The following is a 15,850-nucleotide window of genomic DNA, read 5'->3' as shown; positions in this document are numbered from 1 at the left end:
CTCAGCCGGCGCGGCGGACGCTGGTCTTGTGCGCACCCACGGTCTTGGGGCCACGCGGGCGGAAGGTGCGCTTCTGGCCATCGCCTTGCGGACGCTCGCCTTGCGGACGCTCGCCTTGCGGACGGTCCGAGCGCGGACGATCGTCGCGACGCTTCTCGCCGTCCGGACGCTGACCTTGCGGACGCCCGCCACGCTGGCCGCCACCCTGGCCGCCACGCGCATGCGGGTTGCGCTGCTCGGTTTCCGTCGTCTTGCGCGAAGGCGCGGGCAGGCGCGCGGCCTGGCGCTGGAAGTCCTCTGGCAGCGGCAAGGGCATCAGCTTGACGCGCGTCAGCTTCTCGATGTCGCGCAAGTAGGCCTTTTCGTCCGGCGCGACGTAGCTGACGGCAATGCCATCAGCGCCATTGCGCGCGGTGCGGCCGATGCGGTGGACGTACTGCTCGGCCACGTTAGGCAGCTCGAAGTTGTAGACGTGGCTGACGCCCGAGACGTCGATGCCGCGCGCCGCGATGTCGGTCGCGACCAGCACGCGCACGGTGCCCTGGCGGAAGCCGCCAAGCGCGGCGGTGCGCTGCGCCTGGCTCTTGTTGCCGTGGATCGCGGCGGCGGGGATGCCGGCCGTCATCAGGTGACGCACGATGCGGTCGGCGCCGTGCTTGGTGCGGCTGAACACCAGCGCGCGATCGATCTTGCTCTGGCCGTCCTCGTCCTTGGCGAGGCCATCGCGCAAGTTGATGGTGAGCAGCGCCTGCTTCTCGGCCTGGTTGATGTAGACCCCGAACTGCTCGACGCGCTCGGCCGTGGTCGACTGCGGAGCGACTTCGACCTTGACCGGGTTGTTGATGAACTGGCGGCCGAGGTCCGCGATCGCCTGCGGCATGGTGGCCGAGAAGAACAGGCTCTGGCGCTCCTTGGGCAGCATCGCGGCGACGCGCTTCAGGGCGTGGATGAAGCCCAGGTCCATCATCTGGTCGGCTTCGTCGAGCACGAAGATCTCGACATGGCGCAGCGTCAGCGCGCGCTGGTCGATCAGATCGAGCAGGCGGCCGGGGGTGGCGACCAGCACGTCGGTGCCACGCTCCAGCGCGCGAGCCTGCTTGCCCACGGGCACGCCGCCGAACACGCACTGCACGTTGAGCGCCAGGTACTTGGCATAGCCGCGCATGTTCTCGGCGATCTGCGCCGCCAGCTCACGCGTGGGGCTGAGGATCAGCATGCGGCAGCCGGCATTCTGGCGCGGGCGGGCGTCGGCGGCGAGGCGGTGAAGCGAAGGCAGCGAGAAGGCGGCGGTCTTGCCGGTGCCGGTCTGCGCGATGCCGAGCAGGTCGCGGCCTTCCATCAGCGCAGGGATAGCCTGGCGCTGGATCGGAGTGGGATCGGCATAGCCCTTGGTCTCGAGCGCGCGGAGAATGGGCTCGGCGAGGCCAAGGTCGGAGAAATAGGACATGAGTGTCTCTCAAGATATCAGCATGACGCGCGCGCAAAACGGCGCACATCGCACGGGTTCGTACAATGCGACCCTGCGTGAAAAGGAAGCTGGTTGATCGACAATCGCTCATCCGAAGCGGATCATCGGCCTTGCTGCCGAGATCTCACGCTGCTCGCGGATTGCGAGCGGGACTTGCAGCCCCACGCGCCGATTGCTGGAGAGCCCTATAGACGCAATTGCTGCACTGCGCAAGAAAATTACGCAGTGCAGTTCCGCCCACTCGTTCGCAGCTTAAACCGCCGGCAAGATCGTCAGCCTGAGTGGCGTATCCGCAATCCGGTCGACCATCGCATGGTGGCATGGACCAGCACGGTGATGCCAGCCCACGATCACCCGGTGACTAGGCTGAAAGCTGGCGCGCCGCCGTCACCCGATCAGGCCGCGACCGGCTCCGCCTTGTCCTTGTCCTTCTTCTTGCCCTTCTTCTCCTTGCCTTCCTTGGGCTCGGTGTCTTCCACCAGGGCCTGCACCGCCTTCGAGGTCACCACCGTTCCCAGTTCGGTCAGCGCAAAGTGATTCGCCTCGATGTCGGCCAGATCGTAGACATAGTTCACCATGATCCCGTGGGCCTGGCGCTGCCCGTTCTCGGACAAGTCCGCGTTGGCGTGGATCGCCTCGAGCCGCGCGCCGTTGCCCAGGTGGAAGCGCGCCACCGGATCGAGCGGCTGGCCGCCCTTGCCCTTGGCATCGACGAGGTACTTGGCGCCGAGCACGCGCAGCTCCTTGGCACCTGGGACCTTGCCTGCGTTGCTATCCTGCTTGGCCAGCCACTTCGCAAAGCCGGGCACCGGAGAAAGCGTCGCGAAGGTCTTCAGCTGCGGCAGTTCCTGCTGCAGCAGTCCGACCACGCGCTTGATCAGGTAGTTGCCGAAGGGGATGCCCTTCAACCCGGTCCGACAATTGTTGATCGAGTAGAAGATGGCACAGCTCGCCTCGCCGGGGTCCACCGTCTCGCGCTTCTCGGCGATGATCTGGTGGATGGCGCTTGGAAGCTCCTGGGTGAGCGCGACTTCGACGAAGATCAGCGGATCGTCCATCATCTGCGGATGGAAGAAGCCGTAGCAGCGCCGGTCGATCGGCTCGACCCGGCGGCGCAAGTCGTCCCAGCCCTGGATCTGGTGCACGGCCTCGTAGCGGATGATGCGCTCGAGCAGACACGCAGGCGAATCCCACGAGATGCGACGCAGTTCCAGGAAGCCTGCATTGAACCAGTTGGTGAAGGCGCCTTCCAGGTCCCGATCGAAGGCGGAAAGACTGGGGCTCTTTGGCGCGGCGAGCAGGTCCTCGCGCATGCCGATCAGGCGCTCGGTGCCTTGCGGCGCCAGGTTGAGCACGCGGATCAGCTTCTGGCTGGGCGATTCGGTGGCCTCGTGCAGCGCGCGGGCGGCGCCCTCGTCGTGCGTTTCCGCCCATTTGGCGATCGCCTTCTCGATCGCCGCGCCCTCGACCGGGTGAGCGCCGTGGATCTTGCCCAGGAACTCCTGGCGCGCAGCGATATCGCTGGCTTCGTAGAGGTCGAAGAACGCCTTGGCGACCGCCGGCCCCGACGCCCGCCCGCGCAGCGACAGCAGCGCATCGGCGAGGTCGAGCAGGCTCTCGCCCTCGTTCTCCTGGCGAGGAACGACGCCAAGACCGCGCAGCATCTTGCCCAGCCCCGAGTTCATCAGCAGGTCCAGCGCGCTGCGCCGCCGCACCGGAGCATCCGCCTGCGTGCGAGTCCGAGCTGTGTTCATGGTGCGGTCACCCCTTTTGGCCTGGCGGGACGAAGCTGGCGCCCCCGTGAGTCGACGATCATCGTATCATGACGGTTCAGGCGGGTTTGTGACAACCCCCGCCTCCATCACCTTCGCCGAGGCGAAGGCCGGACCACCGCCGGAACAAGACCGTCGGAACAAGAGAGCCCGGCCATAGCGCCAGACCGATCGCCACGAGACTTGACGTCGCACCGGGCGGCGTGGCAATCGCGCGGTGATCGTTGCGGTCCGACCAGGGCCACGGCACGCGGGTATAGCTTAGTGGTAAAGCTCCAGCCTTCCAAGCTGGCTATGCGGGTTCGATTCCCGCTACCCGCTCCAACACGATATCGCAGTACATCCGAAGTCGCATCGTAACCGGGCTCTTTGCGAGATCACGGTCGGTAGCAGGCTGCCCCCCGCTTGCCGCGCAAGCCTGGACCGCGCCTTCGCCAATTGAGCGCTCCATATCCTCGCGACGCCGCGCGATGCGAAGCTGCGGGAGCGCTGCCGTTTCGTGATCTGTTCGACGGCGGCATTGCCGGCCACGTCCCCGGAGCGATCAGCGCCCCGGCAGCGGCGAACCTCACCGACGACGATTACTTCGCCTACCCGCGAACCCTGCAACGCCACTTCACAGGGCTCGGTGTGAGTAAGGATCGAGAGGTCGTCGTCTTCTGTGGAAGCGGCGTCTCCGCCACCCATAACCTCGCGGCATTGGCGTAGATCGGCATACCGGCTGCTCTGTATGTGGCATCTTGGTCGGGCTGGATCGCCGATGACCAGCGGCCCGTGCAAGAAGGATTTTAGTGGCAGCCTCCTGAGTGCGATGAGAAACCGGAGTTGATGCAACGCCCTGTCGCCATCATCGCTCATGAACATGTTTGTGACCAGCGACCCAGACGATGCATCGGGCTGGCAAACCGAATTGCCATCCATAACGGTCGCTCGTCCATCCAAGATGCGGTGGAAGGTACGGGCAGCGCCAAGCGCCACGCAAGTCATGCGAGGCGCGCTCTAGCACCCGCAAGCTTCGCTCGCTGACCTCGCGAGATGGGACGGGCTTAACAAGGAAACTGTCTTGAGGTGATGCAAGCGACAGTCGGTGGCAGCCGGCCGATGGGTTACGGCATCACAGCATTGTCCTCACTTGATGCAACGACCTCCTCTGGTGGGGGCAGGTGGGGAGGCATGGATTGGACCCGAGACCTCTTGCACACGATTTGACGATTGGCTAGTTGCAACTGCATCGCAGTAGCACGGGTGGGTAGATGAGGTTGGGTTTTCAGGCGACGTGCGCCTCGGCGATGGCGCTGGGCTTGGTTGCAAATCCTGCGCTCGCGCAAGACGAGCAGGCTCCAACCGACGAGATCATCGTCAATGGTCGAGCGCAAAGGCTCTATCGCGTCGACACCACGACCGTCGGGAAAGTGGCTGAAGACCCGATCAACATCCCGCAGGCGCTCCAGGTCATCAACGCCGAGCTGTTTCGCGATCAGGGCGCACGTGACGCCACCGATCTATACCGCAACATCTCAGGCGTCAGCTTCTTCAGCTATGCCGGAGTCACTTTCCGCGGCTTCCGGCAAGACCAGTCGTTCTACGACGGCCAGCGCGGCAATCCCTTCATCGGCTTTTCGGTGCCGCAGCTGTTCAATATCAGCCGGGTGGAAGTGCTGAAAGGACCGGCCGGGCTGTTCTTCGGCCCGGGATCGCCGGGCGGCATCATCAATTACGTCTCGAAGGTGCCGGAGGACAAATCCTCACTGCGCCTGGTCGGCACGATGGGCAACTACAACCGTGCCGGCATGTCCGCCGAGGCAACCGGACCGGTCGATGTCGGCGGGGTCGTCAGTTATCGGCTGGGCGGGTTCTACGAGTCCATGGCGCCGTATCGCACCAACACCAAGAGCAAGTCGCTAATCGGCGACGGCGGACTGTCCATCAAGACCAATCCTGGCGGCAAGCTCACGCTGCAGGCGACGATCTATGACAACGATCTTCCCGGCAATCGCCTGCGCGGTATTCTCACCGATGATGCCGGCAACTTCCTGACAGATATTCGCTGGAACGCCAACGAACCGACAGACTTCCTGCACCTCAAATCGAAGGCGTTCCAGGCGCGCTACGTCACGAACATCGGCGATGCCGTGACCTTCGATGCCGGAGCGCGATACTTCAAGTCAAAGGAGACGCAGCAGTATCACGAACCGCGCGGCCTCGTGCCCGGCAACCCTGACCTCGTCGCTCGTGAGTTTCGCGACCAGATCCGCGATGTCGATGGCCTGTCGTTCATGGCCAATGTGACGGCAAAGATCGGTTTGCTGGGCATGGCCCATCAGCTCCAGGCAGGTGCGGACTGGTATGACGAAAAGAACCTGCTGGACTCGCGCATCCTGCGCGCCGGGGTGACGCCGCTCAGCCTGAGCAATCCGGTCTACGTGACTTCAGCTCGGGACGTTGCCCGCACCGCTGCCTTGCCGTTCACGACCACCGATACTCGCACCAAGCGTAAGGGGGCCTACCTTCAGGACCAGATCAGCGTGACCGACGCGCTGCTGCTGGTGGGCGGCGTGCGCTACGACAAGTTCGACGATGGTGTGGTCACCAGCACCGGAGGCCGGGTCAGCGCCGGGTCCTCTTACAGTGATGGGGACGTCACCTACCGCGCAGGCGCCGTATTCAAGCCACGCCCCGATGCCTCGCTGTACTTCAGCTGGTCGGGCAGTTTCGAACCGCAGGCAGCCGCCAGCCAGAGCACGGATGTGGGCGGCCCCTTCGCCCCGGTGACCGGCAAGCAGATCGAAGCCGGAATCAAGTCGAACCTGTTCGCAGGGCGTTTGCAGGCGAACCTGGCCGTCTACCGGATCGTGCGCCGCAACATTCTTCAGGCCGACGTAACGCTCGCTCCCGTCAACGGTCAGGATCAACTGCGGCCGATCGGCGAAGTGACGAGCAAGGGTTTCGAGGTCGACCTGGCCACCGACATCACGCCGGACTGGGTACTGCTGGCAAATTACGGCTACAACGACACCAAGATCACTGACACCGTGGTGGGACAGGCGGTGACGAATGCGGTCGGGAACCGCTTTGCCAATGCGCCCAAGCACAAGGTCGGCTTCTGGACGCGGTATCAGTTCCCGGCGATCGGCGCCGCGATCGGCTTCGGCGGGGAACATGTTTCGCGCCGCATCAGCCTGTCGGGTCAGCAGGTAAAGCCATACACGATCTTCGATGCGTCCGTGACCAAGGGTCTTGGTTTCGCCGAACTGCTGCTGCGCGTCGATAACATCTTCGACAAGGTCTATGCGGCTTCGGGCTTTTCCGCGCAAAGCGGGCACTTTCCCGGGGAGCCGCGAACCTTCCTGGCCGAGATGCGCTTCGGCTTCTAACAATGGGGCATGCACTGGACGCGGGTGGACGGCGCAAGCAGAAGAAAGGCCGGTCGGTCTGGTGGATGGTCCACAGTTGGCTGGGCCTGAAGCTTTCCATCTTTCTCAGCTTCATCCTGCTCACCGGAACGCTCGCCGTAGTAGCGCATGAGATCGACTGGCTGGTGACACCGGCCATGCGGGTCACGCCTCGGGACGCTCCACAAGCCTCGTGGGGTAAGCTGGCGCAAGCGGCCGCACGGACCGAGCCGACCGCCCGTCTGCAGACGCTTTATGCACCCATCGATCCCTGGTTCGCCGCCGAAGCCTGGATGGATCACGGCAAGGGCGCTCCTTCGCGCGTCTACATCGATCCCTGGTCGGCGCGCGTCACGGGCACGCATAGATGGGCCAACGTGCATCGCTTTCTGCGCCAAGTGCATCGCCATCTGATGCTGCCGACCAAGATCGGCATACCGATCGTCTGCTCGCTGGCGCTGCTGCTTGCGACATCGCTCGTGACCGGCCTCGTCACCTACAAGAAGTGGTGGCGCGGCTTCCTCCGGCGACCGCGCGGCGGCGACGCACGGAGGATGACCGGTGATCTCCACCGGCTCGGCGGGCTGTGGAGCCTGTGGTTCGTGGCGCTGATTGCGGTAACCGGTATCTGGTATCTGGTCGAGACGCTCGGTGGCCAAGCGCCGGTGCCCAAGCTGCCCAAAGTCGCGAGCGCATCCCCCGTCAGCGGCGATGCGCTCGACCGGATGGCCGCCCTCGTGCAGCGCCAGCGCCCCACCCTGAAGATCCGAGAAATTCGGTTCACAGAGGACAACGGAGTCATCTTCCTTGGCCAGGATCAGGCCTGGCTCGTACGCGACCGCACCAATGGCGTCGCGGTGGATCCATCCACCGGACGGATCACGATGTCCCTCGACGGACGCAACCTCGGCGTTCACCAGAGGGTTTCCGAGATGGCCGATCCTTTGCATTTCGGCACGCTGGGCGGCCTGGCAACCAAGATCGTCTGGTTCGTCTTCGGCGCTCTTCTGACCGGCCTCGCCGTCACCGGAGCCATCATTTACACGCTCCGCCTCAAGAAGGAGAGGCGAACGGCCTCGCGCAAACTCAAGGTTGCATGGACCGGGATGGGCGCCTGGGCCTACCTCTGCACCGCGCTGGTTCTTCTGGCCTTGGCACTTACGCCGGGAGCAATCGCAGGCGCCAGTTAAGCAGGTCGACCAACCCGACCCTACAATTCAAGCAATTTCGGCTCGCTCGTCCGGATCGCCTGACGCCTTGCGGTCCACCAGCTCGGCACTAGTCGCGATATCGTCTCCAAGCCCTGCGGTGACCGAACGCAAGTGCGCGGCCTCGATCGCCAGGGTGGTGAGCGGCTGACTGATCTCGTGGATCACCGCCACCGACATGGCGCGCAGGGTCTTGAGCCGCTCCGCCTGGTAGAGCAGCCGGTTGCGCCGATCTAGCGAGGTGCGCGCGGCGTGCTGCGCGTCGGAGAAGCTGCCGGCCAGCCAGGTGACGAGCACCGCCGAAGCGATCCCCAGATGCAATTCCAGGCGGGTGCCGTCGTCCAGCGTGCCGGCGGAGTAAGGCAGGAAGACCAGCGCCTGCGACAGGATCGCGAACCACGCCGCGGTCCTGCCATGGCGCAGGCCGATCCAGCCTCCGGCAAGCAGGCTGGGCGTGGTCTGCGCGCCGAGGCCTGCACGCCACAAGGCGGCGGTGAGCAGAAGGCAGCCGCTCATGACGACGGCATCCTCCAGGATCGGGCGCAGGCCGGGACGGGGAAGGGACTTGCGGTCGCGGGTACGGGCCAACTGGCTGAGCCAAAGCAGCGGCGGCGCAAGGACGAGGATGCCCAGCAGGTCACCGACCGCCAGACCTGTCAGCGAAATCGCCACGTCGACGCCAATGCGGTAACGCCCGGCCTCAGGCGGAAGCCATGCCTCGAACGGCATGACCATCACGGCGTTGAGCGCCGGTGCCGCGATCGCCGCCACGCCGAAGATCATCGGCGGCAGCGCCAGCGTGCTGCCTCGCCCACGCGAGACGTCCCGCACCAGCGCCATCGCTATGCCGTACGTCACGCCCGGACGCGCCGCGCCGGTGATCCCCTGCAGCGCCGTATGACCGCTCCACGCTATCGTGCCTGTCGCGAAGTCGGCGACGATTTCGGCCAGCACCAGCCATGGTGTCAGCCGCGGCCCTCGGCTCCAGAGGACGGCAAACCGCAGCCCCGCGGGCGGGTACCACAAGGAGAAGAACCCTGCGCCACCCCATGGCCGTGCCGCCCAATGCAGCGTCGCGAAGCTTGCTGCGTAGAGCAACAGCAGCCATGCGTCCGCCCAGCCCGGAGCGATCCGGGCCAGCGGCTTGGCCTGCCATGAAGAGGTGTTCGCGACCTGCGTCATCCCGCAAAGCCTGTGGCGGCATCGATGCGGCAGCGAAACCCGGATTATGCCCGGATGCGCTCTGGGCGTTTATCGCTTCGGCGTATCGGCGCGGCATCATCGATCCAAAATGCATGTTGGACCTCGCAGGCCGGCGAGGCGCAAGTCGGGGTCATGGTCTCCGAGGCATGTCTCGACGTCCTGATGCGCCCGCAGGGTGGCAAGGTGACGCTCGATCTGCTCGGGTGGACGGTGGTATCCTGGCAATAGGGCCGGTATCGGCAGGACCGGCCAGCCACGCACCAGCGCCTTTGCCGACCCTGCCGATGCTCAGCGTTTCGCGCGGCACCTGCTGCTCCGGCGCGCGCGTACCCGGCGGATCGGGGTTGCGCATCGGGTGATCCGCCGTGGCTGAGAGCACGTGCGTGCCTGGCCGATCTCCGCGTCGGCAAGTCCCTGCTCCTTGGGAGCGCCAGCTCTGCCGGCAACCTTTTAAAGTGTGACCGGCACGGGTTGCGTCATTTCGGTCTCGGGCAACGGCTTGATCTTCATCGCGCCTATGGTCCCGAAGCTCTTGGCCTGCACGCCCAGCATGCTCGCCGCTGTCTTGAAATCTCCGGCGCGGGTCATCAGCTGCGGGTTCGTGCCGACCGAGTGACCATCCCGGGGCCGGCTCCGCCAGTCGGCCGCCCCACGGTCAAGAATCAGACAACAGGGAAAGCCGATGTGTACTTGGTCACCGAGAGCGCGAAGTTGGAGGATGCCGCGGCGATGGAGCTGTGCTTCAACATCACACGCATGAGGAACTGCTCATAGTCGGATACGTCCGAGGCCACGATGCGCATGACATAGTCCCACTCCCCGGACATCGAGTAGCACTCGAGAATGCGCTCGGTCTGACGGATGAAACTCTCGAGCTGCTCGATGCACTCTGCCGAGTAGTCGCGCATTCGCACATGACACAGGACATTGACGGTTTGCCCCAGGGATGCAGCGTTCGCCAGGCGCACGGTTGCCCCCAGCACGCCTGCATCCTCCATCTGGCGAATGCGCCGCCAAACCGATGGGCCGGTGCTGCCCACCCGCTCGGCCAGTTCGGCGTTGCTGAGCGACGCGTCGCGCTGCAGCTGGACAAGGATGCGCCGATCAAGCAAGTCCAGGTTGACTAGTTTTTGCATCACGAACCATCGATATGACTTCGTACGTCATTCCAGCATAATGACGCCGCGAAGTTTGAACAGTTTTTCCTGTTCAATCGTGAGAAACTGCGTGCATGACCAGGCTCGACCATCCCCTCGCTCTCGATGAACCTCGCGCTTCTGCTCCTTCGGCGTCCGCCGACACCTTCTGGCGCAATCTTGAGCCGCAGGCGCCCGATGCCTTGCTCGCGATCATCCGCCACTATCGCGAGGATAGCCGTCCTGGAAAGATCGATCTCGGCGTCGGCATCTATCGTGACGAGCAAGGCCGGACGCCCGTCATGGCAGCCGCAAAGGCTGCGGAAGGTCTGTTGTGGCAGACACAGCCGACCAAGGCCTATCTCGGCGCGGAAGGCGATGTAGTCTACACCGCACTGCTGGCGCAGCTCGCGCTGGGCGAAAGCCTCGCGAGATCGGACCGCTTGGTCGGGGTTCAGACGCCCGGCGGCACCGGAGCGCTTCGGCTGGGCGCCGAGTTGCTGGCGCGCGCGTCCCCTGGCGCGACGGTCTGGACCAGCGAGCCGACCTGGCCCAACCACGGTCCGATCTTCACCCAAGCCGGTCTGCGGATGCGCACCCATCGCTATTATCGCGCCGGCGACCGCGAGGTCGATGTGCATGGTATGCTTGCCGATCTGGCGCACGCTCGGCCCGGCGACGTGATCCTTCTGCAGGCAAGCTGCCACAACCCGACGGGTGCAACGCTCGGCCCGGCCGATTGGCGCCAAATCGCCGGCCTGTGCGAGCGGAAGGGACTGACGCCGTTCCTCGACCTTGCCTATCAAGGCCTGGGCGACGGCCTGGAAGAGGACGCGGCGGCGACGCGCCTGCTGCTGAACGAACTTCCCGATGCCTTGGTCGCCTACAGCTGCGACAAGAACTTCGGCCTGTACCGCGACCGAGTTGGCGCCTTGTGGGTGCAATCCGAATCGAGCGAGCGCAGTGATGCCGTCTATAGCAACATGCTGGCCCTTGCCCGCAGCTTGTGGTCGATGCCGCCCGATCACGGCGCCGCCGTCGTGCGCACCGTGCTCGAAGCCGACGATCTGCGCGCGAAGTGGTCCGCCGAACTGGACACCATGCGCGGACGGATCAACGCCTTGCGCGAAGCTCTCGGCGCCAGCCATCCCGCTCTTGCACCGCTGGCGCGGCAGCGTGGCATGTTCGCCCTGCTGCCGCTCGCGCCCGCGCAGATCGCCGCCCTGCGCGCCGAACGCGGCGTTTACATGGCCGGCAACGGCCGCATCAACTTGTGTGGACTGACGCTCGCAACCGTTCCGGATCTCTTGGATGCGCTGCGACATTATCTGCCTGAAGACCTGGGAGCCTGACATGACGACCACCCTCACCGACCAGCAGCTCGACAATCCGCTTGGGCTCAACGGCTTCGAATTCGTGGAGTTCACCTCTCCCGATCCGGATGCCATGGCGGCGCAGTTCGAGCAGCTCGGCTTCGTGGCCACGCATCGCCACCCGCTGAAGAACATCACCCGATACAAGCAGGGCCGCATCAATCTGATGCTTAACCGCGACGATGCCGGCCGCGTGGCGGCCTTCCGCGGCGAGCACGGCCCCTCCGCCAGCGCCATGGCGTTCCGCGTCGCCGATCCGGCGGCAGCGATGCGCTGGGCGCTGGAGCACGGTGGCAAGCCGACGGACGAGGATGACACGGTCATTCAGGGAATCGGCGGCTCGTACCTGTACTTCGTCAAGGACGGCGAAGATCTTTATGCGGACTGGGCCGAGTTTCCCGGCTGGCGCGAGTCGGAAGCGGCCAACAGCGTCGGCCTCGACCTGCTCGATCACCTTACCCACAACGTCCGTCGCGGACAGATGCGCGTGTGGAGCGAATTCTACCGGACGCTGTTCGGCTTCGAGGAGCAGAAGTACTTCGACATCAAGGGCCAGGCGACCGGTCTGTTCAGTCAGGCGATGATCGCGCCCGACAAGGCGATCCGCATCCCGCTGAACGAGAGCCAGGACGACAAAAGCCAGATCGAGGAGTTCATCCGCCAGTACAACGGCGAGGGTATCCAGCACCTCGCCCTCACCACTCCGGACATCTACGATACTGTCGAGCGGCTGCGGGCGCGCGGCGTCAAGCTGCAGGACACCATCGAGACGTATTACGAGCTCGTCGACAAGCGCGTACCCGGCCACGGCGAGGATGTGGAGCGCCTGCGTCGCAACCGCATCCTCATCGACGGCAGCGTCGAGAACGATGAGGGCCTGCTGCTGCAGATTTTCACCGAGAACATGTTCGGCCCGATCTTCTTCGAGATCATCCAGCGCAAGGGCAACGAGGGCTTCGGCAACGGCAACTTCCAGGCCCTGTTCGAAAGCATCGAGCTCGACCAGATCCGCCGCGGCGTGATCGTGGTCGACTGAGGCGCCATGTCCCACCGGAACGCACCACTCGTCGGTTTCGGCAACCACCATGCGACCGAGGCGGTGGCGGGCGCCTTGCCGATCGGCCGCAACTCGCCGCAGCGCGTGCCCTTCGGGCTCTATGCCGAGCAGCTCTCGGGCACGGCGTTCACCGCGCCGCGCCACGACAATCGCCGCAGCTGGCTCTACCGGCTGCTGCCCAGTGCCGCGCATGGCCGCTATGAGCCTTACTCCGGTGGTTCGCTGATCCGGTCCGGCCCGTTCGACGAGGTTCCCGCCTCACCGAACCGGCTGCGCTGGAACCCGCCGGGCCTGCCCGGCGCGGCGACCGACTTCGTCGACGGCCTGGTCACTTATGCCGGCAACGGCGACCCGGCCTCAGGCCACGGCTGCGCGATCCATCTTTATGCCGCGAACCTGGCGATGACGGACCGCGCGTTCTTCTCGGCCGATGGCGAACTGCTTATCGTGCCGCAACACGGCGCGCTCCGGATCGTCACCGAGATGGGTATCCTGGATGTCGCGCCACTCGAGATCGCGGTGATCCCCCGCGGCTTGCGCTTCCGCGTCGAGCTGCCGGACGGGACCGCGCGCGGCTATGTCTGCGAGAACTATGGTGCTTCGCTGCGTCTGCCGGACCTGGGCCCGATCGGCTCCAACGGCCTTGCCAACCCGCGCGACTTCGAGGCACCGCACGCCGCCTACGAGGACCGCGAGGGCGACTACCAGCTGATCCAGAAGTTCCAGGGGCGGCTCTATGCCACAAGGCTGGATCATTCGCCGTTCGATGTCGTCGCCTGGCATGGCAATCTGGCCCCGGTCCGCTACGACCTGCGGCGCTTCAACACGATCAACACCGTCAGCTTCGATCACCCGGACCCGTCGATCTTCACCGTCCTGACTTCGCCCAGCGACACGCCGGGAACTGCGAACATCGATTTCGTGATCTTTCCGCCGCGCTGGATGGTGGCTGAGGACACGTTCCGGCCGCCCTGGTTCCACCGCAACGTGATGAGCGAGTTCATGGGTCTGATCCACGGTACCTACGACGCCAAGGCCGGCGGCTTCGCACCTGGTGGCGGGAGCCTGCATAACTGCATGTCGAGCCATGGACCCGATGCTTCCAGCTACGAGAACGCCGTCACCGCCGAACTCACCCCACACTATCTTGCCGATACCATGGCGTTCATGTTCGAGAGCCGGCACCCGATCCGTCCTACCCGCTGGGCGATGGAGACGGAGCTGCTGCAGGATGATTACGACGCCTGCTGGAGCGGCTTTCGCAAGGCGCAGCTGCCGACGCAGGCAGGAGAGGACCAACGATGACCTGGTGGCAGACCGACGAAACCCATGAGGCGTCGCTGACGAGCTGGGTGCCGGGCGCGGCCGGGCATCCGGTGTTTCCGGTGCAGAACCTGCCGTTCGGCATCTTCTCGTTCGAGAACGCCGAGCCGCGGGCGGGCGTCGCCATTGGCGATGCGATCCTGGACTTGCGCGCCGTCGCAGAGCTGGGCCTGATCTCGCCGGCAGCAGCGGCGGCGTGCGGCGAGGCGACGCTCAACGCGCTGCTCGCGCTGCCTGCTCACGAGCGCCGGGCCTTGCGCACCGCGCTCAGCAAGCTGCTGTGCGACGCCGCCCAGCGCCCCGCGATCGAGCCGCTCCTGCGCCCTTCGGCGACGTGCGTCCTGCATCTGCCTGCGCGTATCGGCGACTACACGGATTTCTATGTCGGCATCCACCACGCCAACAATATCGGCCGGCAGTTCCGTCCCGACAATCCGCTGCTGCCCAACTACAAGCATGTGCCGATCGGCTATCATGGCCGCGCGTCCTCGATCCGCGTGTCGGGCGTGCCGCTGGTGCGCCCCAAGGGCCAGCGCAAGGCGCCCGATGCGGATGCGCCGACATACGCGCCCACCGCGCGGCTCGACTATGAGCTGGAACTGGGCGTGTGGATCGGCGCTGGAAATGCGCTTGGCGAGCCCATACCGGTCGCCGAGGCGGGCGACCACATCGCCGGCTTCTGCCTGCTGAACGACTGGTCGGCGCGCGACCTGCAGGCCTGGGAGTATCAACCGCTCGGGCCGTTCCTGGCGAAGAACTTCCACTCCACGATCTCGCCTTGGGTGATCACGCCCGAGGCGATGGCGCCCTTCCGTCAGGCGCAGCCAGCCCGGCCGGAAGGCGACCCCGCACCCCTGCCCTACTTGTTCGACGCGACGGATCAGGCACATGGCGCATTGGCGCTGACACTGGAGGTGTTCCTCTCCACCCGTGAGATGCGCGAGCAGGGCACGGCACCGCATCGCCTCAGCCGCGGACCGGCAAGCAACATGTACTGGACGGTCAACCAGATCGTCGCCCATCACGCCTCCAACGGCTGCAACCTGCAGCCAGGCGACCTGCTGGGTACCGGCACCATCTCCGCGCCCGAGCGGGAGGGCTTCGGCAGCCTGATGGAACTGAGCATCGGCGGCAAGGAGCCGATCGCACTGCCCAATGGCCAAAGCCGCAGCTTCCTGGAGGACGGCGACGAGGTCATCCTGACCGCCACGGCGTCGCGCGAGGGCTATGCCTCGATCGGCCTGGGCGAGTGCCGCGCCGTGGTGCTACCGGCGACATGAGCCTGGTCCTGCATGGCTACTGGCGCTCCAGCGCCGCCTATCGGGTGCGCATTGCGCTCAACCTGAAGGGACTGGAATACCGGCAGGTCACGCACGACTTGCGCCACGGCGAGCAGCGCGCGCCCGATTACTTAGAGATTGCACCGCATGGCCTGGTGCCGACTCTGGTCCATGACGGCGGGGCCCTGATTGAAAGTCCGGCAATCCTGGAGTGGCTCGACGCGCGCTACCCCAACGTGCCGCTGCTGCCCGCCGATCCGGACAAAGCGGCTATCGTCCGCGCCATGGCGGCGGTGATCGGGTGCGATATCCACCCGATCAACAACCTTCGCGTGCTGGACGTGCTGCGGCAGGATTTTGGCGCGGACCAAGCGCAGATCGGCACCTGGATGACCCATTGGATCGATGCCGGCTTCACCGCGCTGGAGCAGCTGATCGCCCGGCATGGCGGCACGTTCGCGTTCGGCGATGCGCCCGGCATGGTCGATTGCTACCTCGTCCCGCAAGTCTACAATGCCGAGCGGTTCGCCATCGATCTTAGCGCCTATCCGCGCTTGCAGGCGGCGACCGAAGCCGCCCGCGCCCTGCCGGCCGTCGCCGCTGCGCATCCCGCGATGCAGCCAGACGCGCAAGGCTGA

13 protein-coding genes and 1 tRNA gene are annotated in these 15,850 nt (G+C 65.4%); 9 read left to right on the top strand and 5 right to left on the bottom strand.

Translation table 11 applies throughout. From position 1 onward, the window contains the following. Position 1: 1 nt before the first annotated feature. Positions 2 to 1,447, bottom strand: a complete 1,446-nt coding sequence (locus HNO88_RS06360; RefSeq protein WP_184243250.1) for a DEAD/DEAH box helicase — start codon at positions 1,445 to 1,447, stop codon at positions 2 to 4. 416 nt (positions 1,448 to 1,863) lie between these two features. Continuing rightward, complete coding sequence (locus tag HNO88_RS06355; RefSeq protein WP_184243249.1) at positions 1,864 to 3,222, bottom strand: malonyl-CoA decarboxylase; 1,359 nt, start codon at positions 3,220 to 3,222, stop codon at positions 1,864 to 1,866. A gap of 268 nt (positions 3,223 to 3,490) precedes the next feature. Between HNO88_RS06355 and HNO88_RS06350 the strand changes: the two genes are divergently transcribed. The 4 genes from HNO88_RS06350 (at position 3,491) to HNO88_RS06340 (ending at position 7,822) form a co-directional block, all read left to right on the top strand. Further along, positions 3,491 to 3,564 (top strand) — tRNA-Gly (locus tag HNO88_RS06350). A gap of 81 nt (positions 3,565 to 3,645) precedes the next feature. Beyond that, entirely contained in the window at positions 3,646 to 3,948 is a 303-nt protein-coding gene (locus HNO88_RS22950) for a rhodanese-like domain-containing protein (RefSeq protein WP_376768754.1), read from the top strand. 545 nt (positions 3,949 to 4,493) lie between these two features. Then, positions 4,494 to 6,614, top strand: a complete 2,121-nt coding sequence (locus tag HNO88_RS06345; RefSeq protein WP_184243248.1) for a TonB-dependent siderophore receptor — start codon at positions 4,494 to 4,496, stop codon at positions 6,612 to 6,614. Positions 6,615 to 6,616: 2 nt separating this feature from the next. Continuing rightward, the gene (locus HNO88_RS06340) at positions 6,617 to 7,822 is read left to right on the top strand and encodes a PepSY-associated TM helix domain-containing protein (RefSeq protein ID WP_246381234.1); all 1,206 of its coding nucleotides are present in this window, start codon (positions 6,617 to 6,619) and stop codon (positions 7,820 to 7,822) included. A gap of 27 nt (positions 7,823 to 7,849) precedes the next feature. Here HNO88_RS06340 and HNO88_RS06335 read toward each other — a convergent pair whose 3' ends face one another. From HNO88_RS06335 to HNO88_RS06325, 3 genes are all read right to left on the bottom strand, one after another. Further along, complete coding sequence (locus tag HNO88_RS06335) at positions 7,850 to 9,022, bottom strand: sensor histidine kinase (protein ID WP_184243247.1); 1,173 nt, start codon at positions 9,020 to 9,022, stop codon at positions 7,850 to 7,852. A gap of 471 nt (positions 9,023 to 9,493) precedes the next feature. Further along, on the bottom strand, positions 9,494 to 9,631 hold the full coding sequence (locus tag HNO88_RS06330) for a hypothetical protein (protein WP_184243246.1): 138 nt from the start codon (positions 9,629 to 9,631) through the stop codon (positions 9,494 to 9,496). Between the two features lie 74 nt (positions 9,632 to 9,705). Further along, the gene (locus HNO88_RS06325) at positions 9,706 to 10,179 is read right to left on the bottom strand and encodes an Lrp/AsnC family transcriptional regulator (RefSeq protein WP_184243245.1); all 474 of its coding nucleotides are present in this window, start codon (positions 10,177 to 10,179) and stop codon (positions 9,706 to 9,708) included. A gap of 95 nt (positions 10,180 to 10,274) precedes the next feature. Between HNO88_RS06325 and HNO88_RS06320 the strand changes: the two genes are divergently transcribed. The 5 genes from HNO88_RS06320 to maiA are packed head-to-tail and all read left to right on the top strand — an operon-like array spanning position 10,275 to position 15,850. Further along, positions 10,275 to 11,531, top strand: a complete 1,257-nt coding sequence (locus HNO88_RS06320) for an amino acid aminotransferase (protein ID WP_184243244.1) — start codon at positions 10,275 to 10,277, stop codon at positions 11,529 to 11,531. Position 11,532: 1 nt separating this feature from the next. Further along, the gene (gene hppD, locus HNO88_RS06315) at positions 11,533 to 12,588 is read left to right on the top strand and encodes a 4-hydroxyphenylpyruvate dioxygenase (RefSeq protein ID WP_184243243.1); all 1,056 of its coding nucleotides are present in this window, start codon (positions 11,533 to 11,535) and stop codon (positions 12,586 to 12,588) included. Positions 12,589 to 12,594: 6 nt separating this feature from the next. After that, positions 12,595 to 13,914: a homogentisate 1,2-dioxygenase gene (gene hmgA / locus HNO88_RS06310; RefSeq protein ID WP_184243242.1), complete on the top strand. Its 1,320-nt coding sequence runs from the start codon at positions 12,595 to 12,597 to the stop codon at positions 13,912 to 13,914. Next, on the top strand, positions 13,911 to 15,212 hold the full coding sequence (gene fahA, locus HNO88_RS06305; RefSeq protein WP_184243241.1) for a fumarylacetoacetase: 1,302 nt from the start codon (positions 13,911 to 13,913) through the stop codon (positions 15,210 to 15,212). Before hmgA ends, fahA begins: the two co-directional genes overlap by 4 nt. Then, positions 15,209 to 15,850, top strand: coding sequence for a maleylacetoacetate isomerase (gene maiA / locus HNO88_RS06300; protein WP_184243240.1), 642 nt, complete (start codon positions 15,209 to 15,211; stop codon positions 15,848 to 15,850). The genes fahA and maiA overlap by 4 nt, the downstream gene beginning before the upstream one ends.

It is taken from the genome of Novosphingobium chloroacetimidivorans (assembly GCF_014204535.1).
In the GTDB taxonomy this organism is placed as follows: domain Bacteria; phylum Pseudomonadota; class Alphaproteobacteria; order Sphingomonadales; family Sphingomonadaceae; genus Novosphingobium; species Novosphingobium chloroacetimidivorans.
The sequence above is the reverse complement of the archived record's forward strand: the minus strand, read 5'-3'. Positions and strand labels throughout refer to the sequence as shown.

Bases quoted from the DNA above. Each gene is read 5' to 3' on its own strand.
- hppD (WP_184243243.1), top strand. From the start codon at position 11,533: ATGACGACCACCCTCACCGACCAGCAGCTCGACAATCCGCTTGGGCTC.
- HNO88_RS06360 (WP_184243250.1), bottom strand. From the start codon at position 1,447: ATGTCCTATTTCTCCGACCTTGGCCTCGCCGAGCCCATTCTCCGCGCG.
- maiA (WP_184243240.1), top strand. From the start codon at position 15,209: ATGAGCCTGGTCCTGCATGGCTACTGGCGCTCCAGCGCCGCCTATCGG.
- HNO88_RS06320 (WP_184243244.1), top strand. From the start codon at position 10,275: ATGACCAGGCTCGACCATCCCCTCGCTCTCGATGAACCTCGCGCTTCT.
- fahA (WP_184243241.1), top strand. From the start codon at position 13,911: ATGACCTGGTGGCAGACCGACGAAACCCATGAGGCGTCGCTGACGAGC.
- HNO88_RS06340 (WP_246381234.1), top strand. From the start codon at position 6,617: ATGGGGCATGCACTGGACGCGGGTGGACGGCGCAAGCAGAAGAAAGGC.
- HNO88_RS06355 (WP_184243249.1), bottom strand. From the start codon at position 3,222: ATGAACACAGCTCGGACTCGCACGCAGGCGGATGCTCCGGTGCGGCGG.
- HNO88_RS06325 (WP_184243245.1), bottom strand. From the start codon at position 10,179: ATGCAAAAACTAGTCAACCTGGACTTGCTTGATCGGCGCATCCTTGTC.
- HNO88_RS06330 (WP_184243246.1), bottom strand. From the start codon at position 9,631: ATGACCCGCGCCGGAGATTTCAAGACAGCGGCGAGCATGCTGGGCGTG.
- HNO88_RS06335 (WP_184243247.1), bottom strand. From the start codon at position 9,022: ATGACGCAGGTCGCGAACACCTCTTCATGGCAGGCCAAGCCGCTGGCC.
- HNO88_RS06345 (WP_184243248.1), top strand. From the start codon at position 4,494: ATGAGGTTGGGTTTTCAGGCGACGTGCGCCTCGGCGATGGCGCTGGGC.
- hmgA (WP_184243242.1), top strand. From the start codon at position 12,595: ATGTCCCACCGGAACGCACCACTCGTCGGTTTCGGCAACCACCATGCG.